The organism is Streptomyces sp. NPDC096311 (assembly GCF_044763085.1).
GTDB lineage: Bacteria > Actinomycetota > Actinomycetes > Streptomycetales > Streptomycetaceae > Streptomyces.
This window is the reverse complement of the sequence record NZ_JBIWFN010000001.1, coordinates 163,624-180,229: the sequence shown is the minus strand read 5'-3', so window position 1 is coordinate 180,229 and position 16,606 is coordinate 163,624. Positions and strand designations below refer to the sequence as shown.

13 protein-coding genes and 1 pseudogene are annotated in these 16,606 nt (G+C 67.1%); 5 read left to right on the top strand and 9 right to left on the bottom strand.

Features of this window, described 5'->3' with window-relative positions; translation table 11 throughout:
• Nucleotides 1-815: 815 nt before the first annotated feature.
• The 9 genes and pseudogenes from ACIRA5_RS00755 to ACIRA5_RS00715 all read right to left on the bottom strand — a co-directional run bounded on the left by ACIRA5_RS00755 (nucleotide 816) and on the right by ACIRA5_RS00715 (nucleotide 11,147).
• Nucleotides 816-1,904 (bottom strand): helix-turn-helix domain-containing protein, encoded by a 1,089-nt coding sequence (locus tag ACIRA5_RS00755; protein WP_403687171.1) that lies wholly within the window; start codon nucleotides 1,902-1,904, stop codon nucleotides 816-818.
• A 115-nt stretch (nucleotides 1,905-2,019) separates the two neighbouring features.
• A complete protein-coding gene (locus tag ACIRA5_RS00750; protein WP_403685994.1) occupies nucleotides 2,020-2,826 on the bottom strand; it encodes a hypothetical protein in 807 nt (268 codons plus the stop codon).
• 178 nt (nucleotides 2,827-3,004) lie between these two features.
• Entirely contained in the window at nucleotides 3,005-3,448 is a 444-nt protein-coding gene (locus ACIRA5_RS00745; protein WP_403685993.1) for a hypothetical protein, read from the bottom strand.
• Between the two features lie 1,151 nt (nucleotides 3,449-4,599).
• Nucleotides 4,600-6,504 carry a UvrD-helicase domain-containing protein gene (locus ACIRA5_RS00740; RefSeq protein ID WP_403685991.1) on the bottom strand — a complete coding sequence of 635 codons (1,905 nt, stop codon included), beginning with the start codon at nucleotides 6,502-6,504 and terminating at the stop codon, nucleotides 4,600-4,602.
• Nucleotides 6,501-8,381: an ATP-dependent nuclease gene (locus ACIRA5_RS00735; RefSeq protein ID WP_403685990.1), complete on the bottom strand. Its 1,881-nt coding sequence runs from the start codon at nucleotides 8,379-8,381 to the stop codon at nucleotides 6,501-6,503. Before ACIRA5_RS00735 ends, ACIRA5_RS00740 begins: the two co-directional genes overlap by 4 nt.
• Before the next feature lie 409 nt (nucleotides 8,382-8,790).
• Nucleotides 8,791-9,045 (bottom strand): annotated as a pseudogene (locus ACIRA5_RS00730) (IS5/IS1182 family transposase); the annotation flags it as partial.
• Between the two features lie 151 nt (nucleotides 9,046-9,196).
• Nucleotides 9,197-9,994 (bottom strand): SAM-dependent methyltransferase, encoded by a 798-nt coding sequence (locus ACIRA5_RS00725; protein WP_403685989.1) that lies wholly within the window; start codon nucleotides 9,992-9,994, stop codon nucleotides 9,197-9,199.
• Between the two features lie 56 nt (nucleotides 9,995-10,050).
• The gene (locus tag ACIRA5_RS00720; RefSeq protein WP_403685988.1) at nucleotides 10,051-10,287 is read right to left on the bottom strand and encodes a DUF397 domain-containing protein; all 237 of its coding nucleotides are present in this window, start codon (nucleotides 10,285-10,287) and stop codon (nucleotides 10,051-10,053) included.
• On the bottom strand, nucleotides 10,284-11,147 hold the full coding sequence (locus tag ACIRA5_RS00715) for a helix-turn-helix domain-containing protein (RefSeq protein ID WP_403685986.1): 864 nt from the start codon (nucleotides 11,145-11,147) through the stop codon (nucleotides 10,284-10,286). The genes ACIRA5_RS00720 and ACIRA5_RS00715 overlap by 4 nt, the downstream gene beginning before the upstream one ends.
• Nucleotides 11,148-11,679: 532 nt before the next feature.
• Here ACIRA5_RS00715 and ACIRA5_RS00710 point away from each other — a divergent pair.
• The 5 genes from ACIRA5_RS00710 to ACIRA5_RS00690 are packed head-to-tail and all read left to right on the top strand — an operon-like array spanning nucleotide 11,680 to nucleotide 16,603.
• The gene (locus ACIRA5_RS00710) at nucleotides 11,680-12,855 is read left to right on the top strand and encodes a transcriptional regulator, XRE family protein (protein ID WP_403685985.1); all 1,176 of its coding nucleotides are present in this window, start codon (nucleotides 11,680-11,682) and stop codon (nucleotides 12,853-12,855) included.
• Between the two features lie 56 nt (nucleotides 12,856-12,911).
• Entirely contained in the window at nucleotides 12,912-13,919 is a 1,008-nt protein-coding gene (locus ACIRA5_RS00705) for an asparaginase (RefSeq protein ID WP_403685984.1), read from the top strand.
• Between the two features lie 27 nt (nucleotides 13,920-13,946).
• The gene (locus tag ACIRA5_RS00700) at nucleotides 13,947-14,414 is read left to right on the top strand and encodes a PPC domain-containing DNA-binding protein (RefSeq protein WP_403685983.1); all 468 of its coding nucleotides are present in this window, start codon (nucleotides 13,947-13,949) and stop codon (nucleotides 14,412-14,414) included.
• A 15-nt stretch (nucleotides 14,415-14,429) separates the two neighbouring features.
• A complete protein-coding gene (locus ACIRA5_RS00695; RefSeq protein WP_403685981.1) occupies nucleotides 14,430-15,854 on the top strand; it encodes a hypothetical protein in 1,425 nt (474 codons plus the stop codon).
• A gap of 17 nt (nucleotides 15,855-15,871) precedes the next feature.
• On the top strand, nucleotides 15,872-16,603 hold the full coding sequence (locus tag ACIRA5_RS00690) for a 2'-5' RNA ligase family protein (protein WP_403685980.1): 732 nt from the start codon (nucleotides 15,872-15,874) through the stop codon (nucleotides 16,601-16,603).
• Nucleotides 16,604-16,606: the final 3 nt, after the last annotated feature.

The following is a 16,606-nucleotide window of genomic DNA, read 5'->3' as shown; positions in this document are numbered from 1 at the left end:
GAGGTCTCGGCCGAAGAGGTCAAGGCCGCAGCGGGCCGCGATGACTCGCATCGAGGTGGTGGAGGCCGTCCGGGAGATCACCGTGGAGGTGCCGGGCCGCCACGGCTTGGCGGATTGCGGTCCGCAGGGGTCGGCACCCGCGGCACCTTCTTCAGACGGGGCACCTGGGTGAAGCGGCGGGTGCGGTAGGCGGAGGCGACACGACTGGTCGCCACGTGGCGGCCTCCAACGCCCGCGGGGGGTCAGAAGGAGCCGGGCTCGATGATCTCCTCGCCCTCGTCGTGAGGGGGCTCAAAGCGGGCGTAGAAGTCCTCCAGCGCCGACTCCGAGACGGTCAGCGCGTTGGCGTCCTTCCGCTCGTTGCGCTCGGCAGGCGCCGCAGCAACTCCTCGCGGGGGACGGGGAAGTACAGCAACCGCGGACTTCCGCTGGCCTCCTCGACGAGCTTCTTCCACTCGTCGCGGGCGGCACGCCTCTACAGTCCGTGGTCCAGCACCACGTCCTGCCCGGTGGCGACCCGCTCGACCAACTCCTCGCGGACCTCGGCGACCACCGGGGTCTCCAGGGCGAAGTAGTCCCGCTCCGGGTAGTCCACGCCGTACCGGGCCGGCTACCTCGAACTCGTCGACCAGTGGGAGGACAACGCCCTGCTCCGCGTGCTGTAAGCGTGCTTTGACCACGCCGGACAGACAGCGGTCGATTGGTCGACGGGGCGCGGGGCTGGTTGTGCTCAACCAGCCCCGCTGGACAGCCTCGCGCTGAGCCCACTGGTCAAGCAGACGGGGGGCACCTGCGTTCGTGCCGGTGGCGCGAGCTTAGGGCGTGCTACCGACCAGCCGGAGGGCCGGCCGGACTTCCTCGTCGCCGAGCATTCGACGAACCTGTCGCACGCTCCAGGCCAGTTCACGTGCCAATTCCGTGATTGTCAGGCCGTTGTCGCAGGCAAGGGCGAATGCCTGGGATAGCAGCGTGGGCTGCTCGCTGGGATAGCCAGCCAGGGGGTCCGGAGCGAAACCGGGTTGCCCCTGTAGGCCGTGCAGGCGCTGATAGGCACGGCTCGCCGAAGAGTCCGACAGGAGACCAAGTTCTCGGCAGCGGTACAGCAGGGAGTGCACCGATACTCCCCAGGTGTCGCGCAACTGCGACAACTTGTGCAGGTCGGCTCGTGCGGGCAGCTCGGTCAGGATCGACTCGCGGGGTGTGAGGAACTCCGCTGCGAAGGTGTCGGCTTCACGCTCTTGGGCGATGTCACCAGGGCTAGCGTCGCCGTGCAAGATCAGATGACCCAGCTCGTGGGCTGCGCTGAAGCGGTGCCGGTAGACGTCGTTGGTCCTGTTCGGAGTCAATACGATCAACGGCCGGGGAAGGCGCGATGTGGAAAAGGCGTCGACGGATCGCAGGTCCTCGTCGCGCTGCGGGGTGATCACCACTATTCCGCGCACTTCCAACCGCCGGATCAGGTGGGTGATCGGCCCGGCGCCCAGCCCCCACGCGACTCGTAGTGCTCGGGCGGCGGAAACTGGGTCGCTGGGTAGTTCGGTGCCCGAGAGGACCTCCCCGCCGGCGAAGCCGGGCAGGTCAACCACCGGGAGCCGGACACGCTTCTCCAGTGCATAGGTCAGCTCCCATGCGTGTTCGCTGAACGCGATGGCTTTGGCACGTTGGTAGGACCGCGTGCTGCGCAGGCTGCGGAAATGCGCAGCCGAGGGATCCAGCCGTGCATGGGGGCGCCCCGACAAGAAGTACGTCAACGGCACATCCAAGATCTCTGCCAACCGTGGCAGGAGGTCAGGGCGAGGCCGGTTGGTGCCCATCTCGTACTGACTCACCGCGGCCGGGGTCACCCCAAGCTCATCGGCCAGACGCTTCTTCGTCATCCCCAGGAGGCTGCGCGCCTGGGCCAGCCGGGCGGGATCGAATGCCTCGTGTACTGCGGCCGGGGATGGCTGTTCCAGACCAGCGCGGCCTCTGCGAGCGCTGCGGCTACCTGGTGCTGTGAACAGCGGTGGCTGGGTTTTCTCACTCATCGCCGTCTTCTGCTTCGGGGTTCGTTGGTTCCTGTTCGGCGGACGGATGCTTGCTGTCCTCGACGCGGAGCGTGACATTCAGCGAAGGCACCTCGCCCCCGGCCCAGCCCTGTGTAGGGATGACAGCGCTAGCATCGTGCAGATCATTGCGAGAACGGCTGGAGTCTTCCGCGGTAGCGATGCTCATGTCGAGCCGCTCGGGCTCCCACCGCATGGTGCCGTCGTCTTCCAGGGACAAGGGCGTGCCCCACCAGGCGGCCAAAATCTCGTCGCTGTCGGCGTTGGCCACATACGCAACGTAGATCACTGTCAGCTTCTCCGCTTTGGCCGCCACGGCGGCTTCGGCCACCGTTGGGTTCGCCTCCGCTTCGGCGGCGCTCGGAGTGTCGAACAGACTCGGAGCAGGGTCTACGCCGTTGTCACGGGACACCTTCTGAGGGATCTTCGTGCTCAGCTTCGCACAGGAGATCGGCTCCTTCAGTGACGTGGCGTGCCGGAAGGGGATCAATACCCGCCCGTTGACCACCGCCAGGCTGTACGACGCCCCCTTGGGCTTGTGAGCCTCGTAGCCAGGTAGCGAAGCCAAGTCGAACTGCGAGACGACTTGGTGGTAGCGCGTGGCCCACATACTGCCGTAGGGACGCTTGTCGGCGGCCCCTGCGGACTCGGCCGTCACCTGAACCAACCGGGCCGCCTTTTGGCCACGTGCCAGGCCGGTAGCCACGTGCCGCATCACATCTGCAGCGCGATCACCAAACTGCTCAACGGCCCACCGCGACGGCGTGACCTCACCAGCCATGATCCCCCCTCAGAGGGCTAGTCGCTTACCGAACGAGCGTCAACATAGCATGCCCGCTTAATTTATGATCGCCAAATGCCCGCACTGGTGGGCGCTTTGCGTGCGGGGCGCGGCTGTCGTCAGCGCCTGGAGGCCGTCCGCCGGATGCTCGCCAACACCACCAACTAACCCGGCGGGGTTAAGCGGGCGGCTGGGGTGCTGCTTCAAGTACGGCGCGGGCGACCTCGACGAAGGTTTGCCGTGCACCCATCGCCTGACGGTCACTTGCGTTCCATGGTTCCCAGCCGCGGTTGGGGATGCTGCTGTCCGGATCGGCAAGCCACGCACCGCGCGTCTCCGTTTCGCAGCGCATCTCATGGAGGGCAGCGACCATCACGTCCGCGGCGGCGTGCGCCGGCGCCGGGCCGACCATCGTCACCCGTTCCAGCATCGCCTCCACAGGGACCGCAGCGTTTTTGACCGACGTCAGCAACTCTTCGGCGACGCGCACGTAGTCGTCGTGGTCGGGGGCGTCCAGGTGGGCGACGCGGTCGATGGTCTCCCACGCGGGACGCAGCGACCGGGCGGCGGTGTCCCAGACGTTTAGGAACTCCGCGTACGTGTCGATGCGGCGCTCATGCAACCACCGTCCGTGTTCGGCGTACGCCTGGTCGCGTACTTGCTGTCGGGCCGAGTCCGCGGCACCTCGTACGCCAATCCGTGCTCCCCACACAGCGCACAGTCCGCCGACTGCTGCTCCTCCGGCTCCTGCGATCCCCGCGATGACTGCGGCCACCCCTGCGTCCATCCGGACATCCTGCCCGCCGCGACGGTTTCTCCTTCGGCATGGGAAGGATCGGCCGGCTGGACACCTGAAGCTGGTCCTGCCATGGCTGCCGCTGTTGTCCATGAACCGATCGGTTGTTGAACACCGCGCTTGTCCGTGGCCGCCACCGCTCACATGTAGGGGATCCAGACGACACAAACTCCGCTACGGAAAACGGGCGCGACGGGCGCTCAAGGGAGACCATGACAACTGCGGATCTGTCGGTCACGGCGAGCACTACGACCCGAACCGAGGCCCGCCTCACCCGGATCGACCACGAGGCGACCGCCCACGTCGAGAACAACCGCCCCGAGAGCACCCGCACCGGCTACGCCGCCGACTGGCGCACCTGGCTCAAGTTCTGCGCCGACGCCGAACTGCCGCCGGCCGCCGTCCGGTCCGGGACGCTGGTGGCGTTCGTGGAGTGGTGCTGGCTCCAGCCCGCCCGGCAAGCTGACCGCCCCCGCCACCATCGACCGCGTTCTGTCCGGGGTCGCCGTCACCGCGCGGTGTTAGCTCAAGCTCCAGCTGCAGGAGGCCATCACCGAGGACCCCGAGAGCCGCGGGCTGATCGTGGACGTCCGGGTGTCCAAGATCGCCCCGCGCACGGTCGAGGTCCCGTACGGCTCCCGGGCGCACCTCTGCCCGGTGAGGGCCTGGCGCCGCTGGAAGGACGAGCTGGGCCGGGACGTCGCCCCCGACTCGTTCGCGTTCCGCGCGGTACACAGCCGCTGGAAGACCGTCCTGTCCGGCGGCTTCGACCCCGTGATCGTCGGCGACGTCCTCACCCGCATCGTCGCCCGCACCCAGCTGGACATCCGGCCCACTGGGCACAGCCCCCGCCGCGGGCTGGTGACCGAGTCCGCGCGCGTCGGCAACCGCGACGCCGGCATGGAGAAACAGGGCGGATGGGCCCCGGCCCCAAGGTCATGCGCCGCTACCGCGAGAAAGACGGACGGATGCAGGGGTCAGTGCTCGGTGAGGTCTCGGACGTCCCAGCCCGCGTCGATCATCACCTCCGCGTACCGCTTGCTGCGGTCGCGGTGGGCAGCGAGCACCAGCAGGTGGGTGGGGCGTGTCGCCCCGACGAAGACGAGCTGCACAGCAGCCTGGATACTCTTCAGCTCCCGCTGGGGGTCGCTCCCCTCAGCGATCATGCGGAGCGCCTCGGTCACGTCGAACTTCTTGCCGTTCTTCTCAAGGCACTCCAGGATCAGCGTCGCCGCATGGGTCTCGCCCTTCGCGCTCTGAATGGTCCCGGGTACGGCCCGCACTGCCGGCACTGCGGCGGAGCTCCTGGGGATGCCGCCCGCTGCTGTGGCCGCCTCGGCCGCGGGGGTGAACTCAAGGCTGACGGCCTTCAGCGGCCGGTCGGCGAGCAGCTTCATCTGGACGGTGAGCTGCTCGGTGATCATGCCCCAGCCCGTCTCGTCGAACGCGAGCGCGTGGACGAGGAGTTCGCGCAGCAGGATCCGCACCCTGCCGCCGGGGGTCGCCGCAGACCTCTCAAGGCGGCCGAGCGCTGGCAGCCCTTCGCCGGTCAGGGGCGTGAAGGACGCGCGCAGGGCGTTCCACAACTCGGTGGCCGCTTCGTGGCTGTCCGCGCCGGACCTCCACTGGGTCCCTGCCGCGCGGGCCGCGTCGATCAGGGCGCGGTGCGTCGTCGGGCGGCCGGGCGGGGTGTAGCCGGGCACGTAGCAGGAGATCGACTGCGGGTAAGCCTGGGAGCCTCCCCGCCCCTGCCGCGCGCCCAGCACACGCGGCGGACGCCTGAGAAGGACGTCCTCGGGGACGATCACGGCGGCCATGCGTTCGAAGGTCGGCACGACGTCGGTTGCTGTGGCCTCGTCGAACAGCAAGACCGCCACCTGGCCGTCGGGACCGGCTCCGTGGATTTGCTGAGGGCGCCGGACGGCCAAGCGGCTGGCCACTGCTGCGATCTGCGGTCCGAAGCGGCGGCTGACTGGCAGCTCCGCGGCGCCGGACAGCGGGAACACCGAGGCGGGTCCGTGCAGGGCGCCGGCGTCACTGTAGATGCCCTGGTTGGTGTCGCCTACCCGCTGCACCACGGTGGGCGAGGAGGCGAAGACGAGGTCCAGCAGCTCGTGCTGGGTGGCGCTGGTGTCCTGCATCTCGTCGAGGAGAACGAACGGGAAGCGCGTGGAGACGGCCGGGACGATGCCGGGGTGCTCGGTGAGGTACTGCTGGGCGATGGCGTACATGTCCAGGTAGCGGAAGACACCTCGACGGGCCAGAGTCCACTTGAGGCTGGACAACTGCTGGCCGCTGGTTGTCTCGGCGCGGAAGGGGGGTTCCCTGGTCGCGCCAGTGACCACGAGTTCGCTGTCCTTGTAGGTGAACGTCGCCCCGGTCACGATGCTGGCGCCGTCGCGCTGGCGTTCCACGTAACTGCGCAGGGTGGAGTAGTCAGGGTGTTGCAGGAGCCGGATCGCTGCGGTCTCGAAAGCCGCGTCGTCGACGGACCGGACCTCGACGCCCTTGGCCCGCACGGCCGGCAGCGCGAGGAAGGTGTGCACGAAGGACTGGATGGTGCCGATGAAGTGCGGGTAGCGCAGCAGGCTCCGCCCCGCAGCAAGGGAGGCCACCCGGTCGGCGATCTCGTTCTTGGCCGTGTTGGTGTGGGACAGCACGCACACCCCGCGCGTCACGGAGGTCCATGCGTCGGCCATGAGCGCGAGCTTGAGCCCGATCAAGGTGGTCTTGCCCGACCCCGGAGCGGCCTGGAGGTCCTGTGTGGTCTCGCTCTGCAGGAAGTCCCACTGCTCGGCGTCGAGCGGGTCGAGTCCGAGGAGCTTCACCATGGCCTCCGCTTTGTGCGTGGCGAAGGCATCGGGCAGGTACGTGCCGGTCACGGGGCCACCTCGCCACACAGGTACTTGAAGGCGTCGACCAGATAGGGCGGGACGTCGCTCTCCGTCAGCGGAGTGGAGGCGAGGAGTTGCGCGGCGAACTGCGCGGTGATCGACTTGCTGGCTCTGTCGAGCTTGAGCGGTCTGTAGATCTTCAGGGCGGCCTGTTCCAGAGTGAGACCCTGGCCTTCCCACTCGTCGATATCCCTGTCGGCCCGAGCGATGACCTGCTCGGTCTTGGCGGCGTCCGGCCAGGACCGTTCTGCAACGGATGCGAGCTTGACCGCCCGGTGCATCAGCCTGGCCATGGTCCAGGAGGTGACGGCGAGGTCGTACTCCAGAGTCCACCAGTTCGACACGAAGGTCTTCACCGGCCCGTCGTCGTCGCCAGCGAGGTCCGCGACGTGCGCGGCGATCTCCTGCTCCGTCATCTCGTCCCAGCACTTCAGGCCGCCGCGCATCTCCTCCGGGGTGCCGGCGGGAACGAGGTCGCGGTCGCGGATGCAGGCAACGGGGACGGAGATCTGCTCGCCGGAGCGCTGGAAGACACGGCTGTACCGGAACAGGCCGACGTGGCCGACGTTGACCACGCTGACACCGTGCTCGTTGAAGGGCATGCCCAGGACGGCGGCGAGAGCGGGCAGGAAGATTGCCTCGGCGTCGCCCTCGACCATCGCCAGCCCCCGGGCGAAGAACATGTTGGCCTTGGTGACGTCCAGGAACCGCGTCAGGAACGCGTAATCCTCGCCGGTCAGGCGCGTGATACCGCGCCGCAGCGGGAAGGTGCGGCCCCGGACAACGAGGGTCAGGCACTCGACGGACGTCGACGCGGCAAGGTTAGGGCTGTGTGTGGTGAGGATGACCTGGACCGGGGCCCTGCCGCCTTCCTGCGGCCCCTGGGCCTTGTCGCGGAGCAGGTCCATAATCCGGGTCTGGAGCTGGGGATGGAGGTGCGCCTCGGGCTCCTCGATCAGCAGCAGGGGTGCCAGTTCGCTCTTGCCCAGCAAGAGGAGCTCTGCGGCCATGAACAAGGCATTGTTGTAGCCGAGCCCGCGGCGCGTCCACTCGTCGGACTCAGCGAAGAGATTCAGTTCAAGCCGTTCCAGCGCGCGGGCCAGCGTCGCGTCTGTAGCGACGCTGATCTTGGCGCGCAGGACGTCGTCGCCGATGGCAAACCGCTGCAGGTAAGCCGAGTTGATGTCCTGGCTCACATCAGAAACGGCACTGTTGTCGCGGATGTCGTGCTCGGCGCGGCGCAGGATCCCCACCAGAGTGGACGGAGGGTCGTCGCCCTCGGGGTCGTAATCATCGATGCCCTGGTCCTTCATCGCCGGGTAGCCGGCGAGGATCTGGGACAGCCGTGATCCGCGGCCCGAGCGCAGTTCCGCCTCCGCATCGCGAAGGGGGCGAAGATAGGTGGCGCGCAGGAGTTCGCGTGCGGCGCCGTCCAGGGCGGGGCCGTTGCCGTCCGGTCCGGTCCGGGTGGTGACCGAGACCCGGCTCCGGACCGGGTCCATCCGCTGGGCCTTGAACGTCACGCAAAGCCAGGCAGCGCCGCCGCGGTCGTGGGTGAGCAGTTCCAGGAAGACCGCCTGCTCCTCGGTCGACAGGGCCGTGAACCCGCACACAATGGTGAAGGTCTCCGCCCGCCCGTCCTTCCCGAGGTGGAAATCGTCCTGGGAGACCCGGTAGTAATCCGTCGCCGCGGTCTGCAGGCACAGCCGGATCGCGTCGATGATCGCCGTCTTCCCGCTGTCGTTCTCGCCGACGAGCACGTTCGTCCCGGCCGTGAACGACAGGTCAAGCGACGCGTCCGTCTCGCCCTCGCTCTGGGCTGCAGCTCCGAAGACCCGGAAGTTCTCGACCCGAAGATGCGCCAAGTACACAGATTCCCCCGCCGACGGGGCCGCAGCGCCCTCTTCTCCGGGAAGGAGTCCCCCGGGCTGCGCGACCCGTGATCGATATTTTCGAGATCCTATGCTCTCCGGGGTCGCCGCCCGGGGGGAATCCGGCAGATTGCGGGAGACAAGGGTCCCGGGCGCCTCGTCGGCCCGGACGGCCGTGCTCCTGCAGGCCGCTGTGATGGTCTTGCCTGACCCGGCCGACCAGCACGGGAGGGAGGGCCGCCACTCCCCGCAGGACCTCGGCTTGATCGCCGACGTCGAGTCCAAGGAAGCGCAGCTCAAAAGCGCCCGCCGCCGCTACGCCGTCCTCCTGCGGCGTTACGTCGACCACCTGCACAGCTTCCTGCCTCGCTACTCGCAGGCTTCGACGACCGACGGGGTGAAGCCGCGACTTGTAGAGCTGCTTGTCGAAGGCCCGCGGGCGCCCGCCTCGGCTGGCGCGTCGCAGCCTGTTGCGGACCTGGTCGGCGCGCTCGGGGATGGTGTGGGCGATGCCGCGCCGTCTGAGCCAGGTCCGGATGGCCCTGGAACTGCAGCCCTTGACGCTCAGGACATGGTCGGGCCGCACGCGGGGCCGTCCCGGGCCGATGCGGGGCACCCGGATCGCTTCCATCACGGCGGTGAACTGGGTGCAGTCGTGGGTTGTTTCCCGCTACGCCGATGTCCCCGCCGCCCTGGCCGTCGCCCGCCTGTCCCTGGACAAGGCCATCGCACGCACGTTGAACCGCCCAGACGTTGAGCGCTTAACTGACCGGCAGGTTCTCTGGCACGTGCCGAGAAACAACACCGACCTACTTCTGGGCTACCCCTGCGTACAAGGGAAGGCGTTCACCATGCCTCTGGTCGGCTCCCTCGGGACGCCAGTCAGTCACGAAATCAATACCCGGCTCGATGAGGTTCAGCCCTGAAAAGAATCGTGCGAATTCCGCACGCGACCGCACCTGAACAGGTGTGCCGTTTTTTCGATAGACGTCAACGACCGCGTGCCATGTTTCTGGGTCGAAGTCCGCTGTCGCATGGGAGAGCACGATGTAGCTGCCCGTCGGCAGAGAGTCAAGGAGCTGGCGTACCAGCTTGAATGCACCGAACTCGTCGGGAACGAAGTGGAGTAGGGCCACCATGGATAGCGCCACGGGCTCGTCGAAGGACAGAGTCTCCCGTGCGGCTTCGATGATCGCCACAGGTTCGCGGGCATCGGCCTGTATGTATGCCGTACGGCCTTCGAGGGAGCTTTTCAGGAGCGCCTGTGCGTGGCGCAGCACGATCGGGTCGTTGTCCACGTAGACGACCTTGGACTCCGGGGCGACTCCCTGGACTATCTGGTGCAGGTTGGGCTCGGTCGGGATTCCGGTTCCGATGTCGAGGAACTGTCGTACTCCCAGCTGGGCCAGCGTACGGGAGGCCCGGTGCATGAAGCTTCGGTTCGCCCGAGCCAGGTCGGCTACCTGGGGAAAGATCGTGGTTACTTGTTCGGCTGCTGCCCAGTCGACCGGGTAGTTGTCCTTGCCGCCCAGGAACCAGTCGTACATGCGGGCGGAGTGTGGCCTGCTGGTGTCGATGCGCGGTAAGGGTCGCTCTGTGTCCGGCACGGATCATTCTCCCTGAAGAGGTGGGATGTACTTGCGTCGGAAGTCGCCTGGCTAAGTCAGGCCAGGAGGAAGTCAGCCAGGCCGGCCTTGGCTCCTGCGACGAAGGCTTCCATCTCGTCGCGGGTGTAGATCAACGCGGGCCCATCCGGGTCACGGGACTGACGGAGGGCGACACGACCGTCCGAAAGCTGTTTTGCCTCAAGGCATTGGCCTCCGTTACTTCCGCTCCAAGGCTTCTGCCACTGTTCCCGTCCGAGCTCGGTGGCTGCCTGGCGGACGTAGGTGTCGCTCATGGGGATATCTCCTTGCGGACGTCGCTGATGAATATCTTGGTGTCGTCCGCGGATAGTGCGTAGGCGGCCATCTGGTCGAGAGCTTCGCGATAAAGCGCTGTCTCTTGCGCGTCCTCGGTGTAGTGGACGCCGCTCAGACTGTCGATGCAGGCGATGTCAGGAAGTTCGGGGATCCGGAAGACAGTGAACGGTCCGAAGCCGCCAGGGTGAAGGCCGCCGTCAAATGTGCACACTTGCAAGGTGACGTTGGGAAGCTCGGCCACGCGTAGCAGGCGGTCGAGCTGGGCCACCATGGTGGTCTGGTTGCCGACGTTTCGGCGCAGGGCGGTTTCCTCCATCACGACCCAGAGGTGAGGAGGAGGCTCGGAGGAGCGTGCGAGGAGCTCTTGCCGTGCCGTCCGGAGGCCGACGCGGCGCTCTACGACGTCGACGGTCTGGCGCGGTAGCCCGACCTGCAGCACGGCGCGTGCGTAATCTTCTGTCTGCAGCAGTCCCGGAACCACCTGTGGGTCATACACACGGACCTGGGTGGCCGCGTCCTCGAGGGAGACGTAGACGCCGAACCAGCTGGGCAGGGCGTCGCGGAAGCTCTGCCACCACCCGGACTCGCTCGCTTGGTCGAGTAGGGCGAGGAACTCCTGGGTTTCCTCCTTGGTGACCTCATAGATCTCCAGGAGCGCTCTGACGTTCGCGAACTTGAGCGCAACCTCGGCCTTCTCCATCCGGGTGATGGTCGTGGGCGCTGTGCGTAGCTGTTTGGCCGCTTCAGCCGCGGTAAGGCCAGCTGTTTCACGCAGTGCGGCCAGTCGCCGGCCCAGAACGATCTGAAGAACGGTCGGGGCGGACTTCGGGTCAGTCATCAGGTCGCCCTCCCGCTGGATGGTGCTTGTCGCCGGTGCAGTTTGCCACGCCGCTGGCTGGACCAACAGACTGCATATCCAACTATGCAGGTTGCATGATGCCGCTTGCCAACACACCAGTTGCGCGAGCATAGTTGCGTGGTGACTCAGCGTACTTAGTCAGCTGCACACTCCCCCTGCCTTCGCCCCCAAGGAAGGTCCGAGACGGATGCACACCCGACCCACACTGTTCCACGTTCTCCTCAGGGAGCACCGCTGGGACCGGTGGGTCGTGTTCCTGCCCCGCTTCGAGCGGGCAGCCCGTGAGCTCGCCGATCAGACCAAGTCCCCCCGGCTCGCCAGCGTCAGCGTGTCGCGTGCGACCTACGATCGGTGGGCCAAGGGCGCCTGGTACGGAAACCCATGGCCGGAGGCAGCCCGGGTTCTGGAGCACCTCTTCGGCGTCCCCTGTGCAGACCTCTTCCGACCGGCTCCGGACTTCGTACGTGTCGGTCCGGCAGGTAGTGACGGCGCAGATCTGCGTGGCTCGCGCGTGATCACGGAGCGCTGGCCGACCAGTCGGTTGTTCCTGTCGGCTTCAGCAGACGTATCCGACTTTTGGGAGCTGTGCGGCCGGCAAGCCCTGGATGGCACGACCACCGCCGTCCGGTTCAGCCCGGCCACCCTGCGCGGGACGACCGCGCACATAGAAGTCGCTGACGCCGAGGCCCTGGAGCAGTTCTTACGCCCGGCGCGGCGTGGCTTCTTAGTAGGGGTCTTTGAGCAGAACGAGCCCCAGCTCTTTGTCGTCGACGCTGGGAACGCCCGGAGAGTGCGCAGTTCCCACGAACGCAGCTCTCTCCACCTGCCAGCTGCGCACCTCCTCGACGACCTGACGTATGGGCTGTTGTGGTCGCTGGTCCAGTTCGATGATGGACTCCTCGCCGACGACTGGGCTCTTGACCAGGAGCAGCCGACTCTCAACACCTACCTGTCCCTGCTACGGTCTGCGCCGAGCCGCATGACCCTGCCCGACCTCACGAACATCGGGGCTAACTTTCTCGGCTCGGCGTTCTGCGCCCAGCACATCCTGCGCCGCCTCGACGGCCTGTCGGATCCGCCGGTGTTCTGGACGCGCGAGCAGACTGGCGAGCAGGCGGCGGCCTGGCTGTGGTTCCGCCACAAGTCCGACTATCTGGCAGCTCTGTCCGCCCTGTACACCGGTGCGGCGGATCCGTTGTCCCGTGCGTTCTGCATCCCGGAGGCCGAGGTGGCCCGGAGCGACCGGTACGAGCGCATTCTGCTCCTGCTCGCCATCACGCTGATGGAGATCCACGGCATCCGGGTCGACGTCCTGGCCGACCCGGAGTTCTCCGAGGTCGACGGATTCGCCCTGGTCTGGGGCAAGTTGGCTGCGGTGGCCAACTGGGTGCGTACGGAGGCGATCTGGGCCGTAGACACCGTAACCCAGCGTTCCGTCCTGCGGGGGTACCAGGACGCTCTTGGCGAAGCCCAGAGGCACAGTGTGATGCAGGGTGGCGACCCGGAGTCTCGGCTACGGTCCTTGGCTGGCTACCTGGAGATCCCCTGGTCCTGGCTGGTCACCCGGTGCCGGGAGGTGGGCGAGTGCGGCGCGGCGAGCATCGTGCGGCCGCGGAGCCGACATCTCAGTGTCGACGCCCTCGATGATGTGTTCCAGTTCCTCGGTGGTCTTGCCCCGGGTCGGTGACGAGTTCGACGCTGGCCCCTGCTCCGATTGATCCGCTCCCGTGAAAGGCAGCATTCGTGGACTCCACCGCCCGGGCCCCGCTCCCTTCTTCCCTGGTGTTGTCACTTGGCGGCACCATTGCCATGGCCTCTCAAGCTGGAGGGCAGGCGGGAGTTGCTCCTCGCTTGACGGCTGCGGATCTCGTCGCCGCGGTGCCGGAGCTCGCTCAGGAAGCCGTCCTGGAACTGTTGGACTTCCGGCAGGTCCCCGGCGCCTGGCTTGAGGTGGAGGACATCACGGCGCTGGCCGAGCTTCTCAATACGCAGGCGGCATCCGGAACCGCGGGGTTTGTGATCACTCAGGGTACGGACACTTTGGAGGAGACCGCCTACCTCTTGGACCTTCTGTACGATGGGGCAGCGCCGGTGGTCGTCACCGGTGCGATGCGCAACTCGCAGATGGCCGGCGCTGACGGACCGGCCAATCTTCTTGCTGCCGTGCGCACGGCTGTGAGCGCGCAGGCGCGCGACCTGGGCGTGCTCGTCGCCTTCGCTGACGAGTTGCACGCGGCACGCCACGTTCAGAAGGTCCACAGCACGAGCACGGCAGCCTTCCAATCGCCCGGGGTTGGACCGATCGGCCACGTTGTGGAAGGGCGGCCGCGATTCCACTTCACGCTGCGACGCCATGCGCCTCTAGGCCTGCCGATGGCGCATCCTGCCGTGGTCGAGGTGGTCGAGGCGACCTTGGGCAGCTCAGGGCTCCTGCTCAACGCGGCCACCGAGCACGTCGACGGGCTGGTCATCGCGGCATTCGGCGGCGGGCACGTGCCCCGGACCTGGGTCGAGCGGCTCGGCAAACTGGCCGCCCGCATCCCCGTTGTCCTGACCTCTCGCACAGGCGCCGGCAGCGTACTGGCCCGCACGTACGACTTCGGTCCGGGCTCTGAGACGGATCTATTCAGCCGTGGTCTGATCAGCGGCGGCGGGCTGGAACCGCGCAAGGCCCGGCTCTTGCTGCTGGCCCTCCTGCGCGTCGGCGCGGATCAGACCTCGATCCGAGAAGCGTTCGAAACCCGCGGCTGATCCGCCCACATTCGAGATCGGAGTCTTATGCGCGCCACCGAGATCACCACCGGCCGGAGGTTCGTTGTCGCCTTCGACGACGGCGAAGACTTCTTTACGGCGCTGGACGCCTTCTGCCAAGAGACGGGTATCCAGGCCGGGCACATCCCAACGCTCATCGGCGGTTTCAGCAATGTCCGGCTGGTGGGAACCTGCGGCCCGCTCGAGCATCCCGAACGGCCACTGTGGGACGAGATCAAGGTCGAAACCCTGGAGCTCCTGGGAGGCGGCACACTGGCCTGGGATCCCACGACCAGCCGCGTGGCCCCGCACATTCACGTTTCTGCCGGCCTCAAGGCGGCTTCAGCCGACGGCCGCACGAGCCATCTTCTCGGCGGAACCGTCCAGTTCATCACCGAACTGGTCATCGAGGAGTGGATCGGCCCCTCGGTCACCCGTCCACGCAACCCCGACTTGTACGACGTGCCAGTGCTCACCTTCGGTGAGACGAACTGAACCAGGGGGCAGGCGATGCAGCGCGCGACCCGATTCCGACAATTGTGTGAGCGGAACTACTGGACGGTGTTCGCGTCGTTCAACATTCGCTTCGAGCGGGCTGCACGGGAAGTTGCAGGCATCGACGGCGACCCACGGCTGGCAGAAGTCTCCGTCGGCTCCCGCAGCTACGACCGATGGATGGCCGGCGATCTCAAGACGTTGCCATGGCCGAACACCTGCAGAATCCTGGAGCACCTATTCGGCGAGCCTGCAAGCCAGTTGTTCGGCCCCCCGCTCACGGAGCCCGCCGCCCTCACGAACGGCTTACCTCAGGTCGATGGTCGAGCCATCACCGTGCCTCCCGAAGCGCCCCTTCCCCCGCTTGCCCCCTCGGCCGCAGGCGCGGAGGCCGACGTCACCGTCCCGGAACTCTTGCTTCACGGCTTCGACGCCCCAGTCTCGGTTGCTGCCCAGACCTATCGGCTGACCAGCTCCAATGCGAGCGACTCCGTACTGGCCATGGTGAAGCAGACCATCGCGAAGATCGTCGCTCGCTACGAAGCCGTTGGCCCGCAGCAGCTGGCGGGTGAGGCTCGGGTGCTCCGCGAGATGCTGCACGGCATCCTTGGCGGCCAGCAACCGCCTCGTGCCAGAGCCGAGCTATTCGGTCTCGCGTCCCAAGTCGCCGGGCTCCTGGGGTACATGGCCGTCAACGCCGGTATGAAGTACGAAGTGGTGGACGCCTACTGCACAGAGGCGGAGTATCTGGCCCGCGAGGCTGGCGAGGTCTCCATGGAGATGTGGGCGAGCGGTACCCGATCGCTCGGCCTCTACTACCAGAGGCGCTACGCGGAAGCCGCTGAGGCGGCCCTGGCCGGTGTCGCGCTGTCCCCGGGGAATCCTCAGGCGATCCGGCTCCTCGTCAATGGCCGATCCCGCGCGCTCGCTCGTCTAGGCGACCGACAGGGTGCGGAGCAGGCGATCGGCCAGGCACTCGAGCTGTCTGGCCAAACGCCGCTCCCCAACGGCCTGACCTCCTGTATTAGCTTCGAGCCCTACGCCATGGCACGGACTCTGGCCAACGCCATCACCACCCGTCTCTCGCTCGGCGACACGACGAAGGTCCTGGCGCACGCCGAACAGATCGAAGAACTGATCGCGCACTCGGACTCGGAGTGGAGCCGAGCCCTGGTGGGCCTGGACGTGGCAACCGCGCTGCTCCAGCAGCCATCGCCAGACGTCGAGGAAGCCATGGCCGTGGGCCGCCGAGCCTTGGGATCCGGCACCACCCCACCCATCAAGTCCGTGTGGGAACGGGCAATCGAGCTCTACCAGACCGCGGAGCCATGGCACAGCGAAGGCGATGTAGGGGACTATGCCGAGGAACTGCGCGCGTGGCGGTCGCAGCCGCAGGCCGGGACGATCGTCGTCGCCTCGCGCGCCCCGATCGCCCCCTGACACCGCTGAGGAGATCCGTGGCGCCTGAGCTGGATACCGACTCCAGGGCCTTCCCCTGCGTTCCCCCCTCCGATCTTGACGATCCCCGTGTGATCGTTGAACACGACTGGGAGGCATTCCAGGCCGTCGAGCAGATGAGCAACCATTGGGACCGCCCTGGATGGTCGGACCAGCGACGGGTCTACTACTGGATGCTGACCCACGCCGATGCGCCAGAACTGGTCCGTCGGGCCGAGTACTGTCAGGGCTCGCTGGAGCATCTGGGGATGGACCCTGTCCCTTCAGACGGACTGCACGTGACTATGCCCCGGGTCGGCGACGCGGAGCTGGTGTCAATGGCGCAGATCCAAAACCTCCGCGCATCGGCCGCCGACACGTTCTTCCGTGGATTCCGCGTGCTCGCCCATCCCCTTGCCGGCTCACGCGGAGCCGTCCGGTTCAGCCTCGCCCCGTGGCGGCCGCTGGTCCGCCTCCACACCATGCTCCGCGCGCTCGGTGAGCAGGCTGGTGCTCCCGGGGGGAAGCCGACAAGCGTGTTCCGGCCGCACCTGGGCATCGCGTACAACAACCGGGGCCGGAGTGCCGCCCCGGTCATCGAAGCTGTGTCGCAGCTGCGCGGCCTTCCCCCGGTGGAGCTCGAGATCACCTCGGTGGAACTGGTGGAACTGCGCCGTCAGTACAACGCCTACCGATGGGAGACGGTCTTCACCCTCCCGCTCCAACCAGCCGCGCCGTCCAGCGTTCTGTAGTTG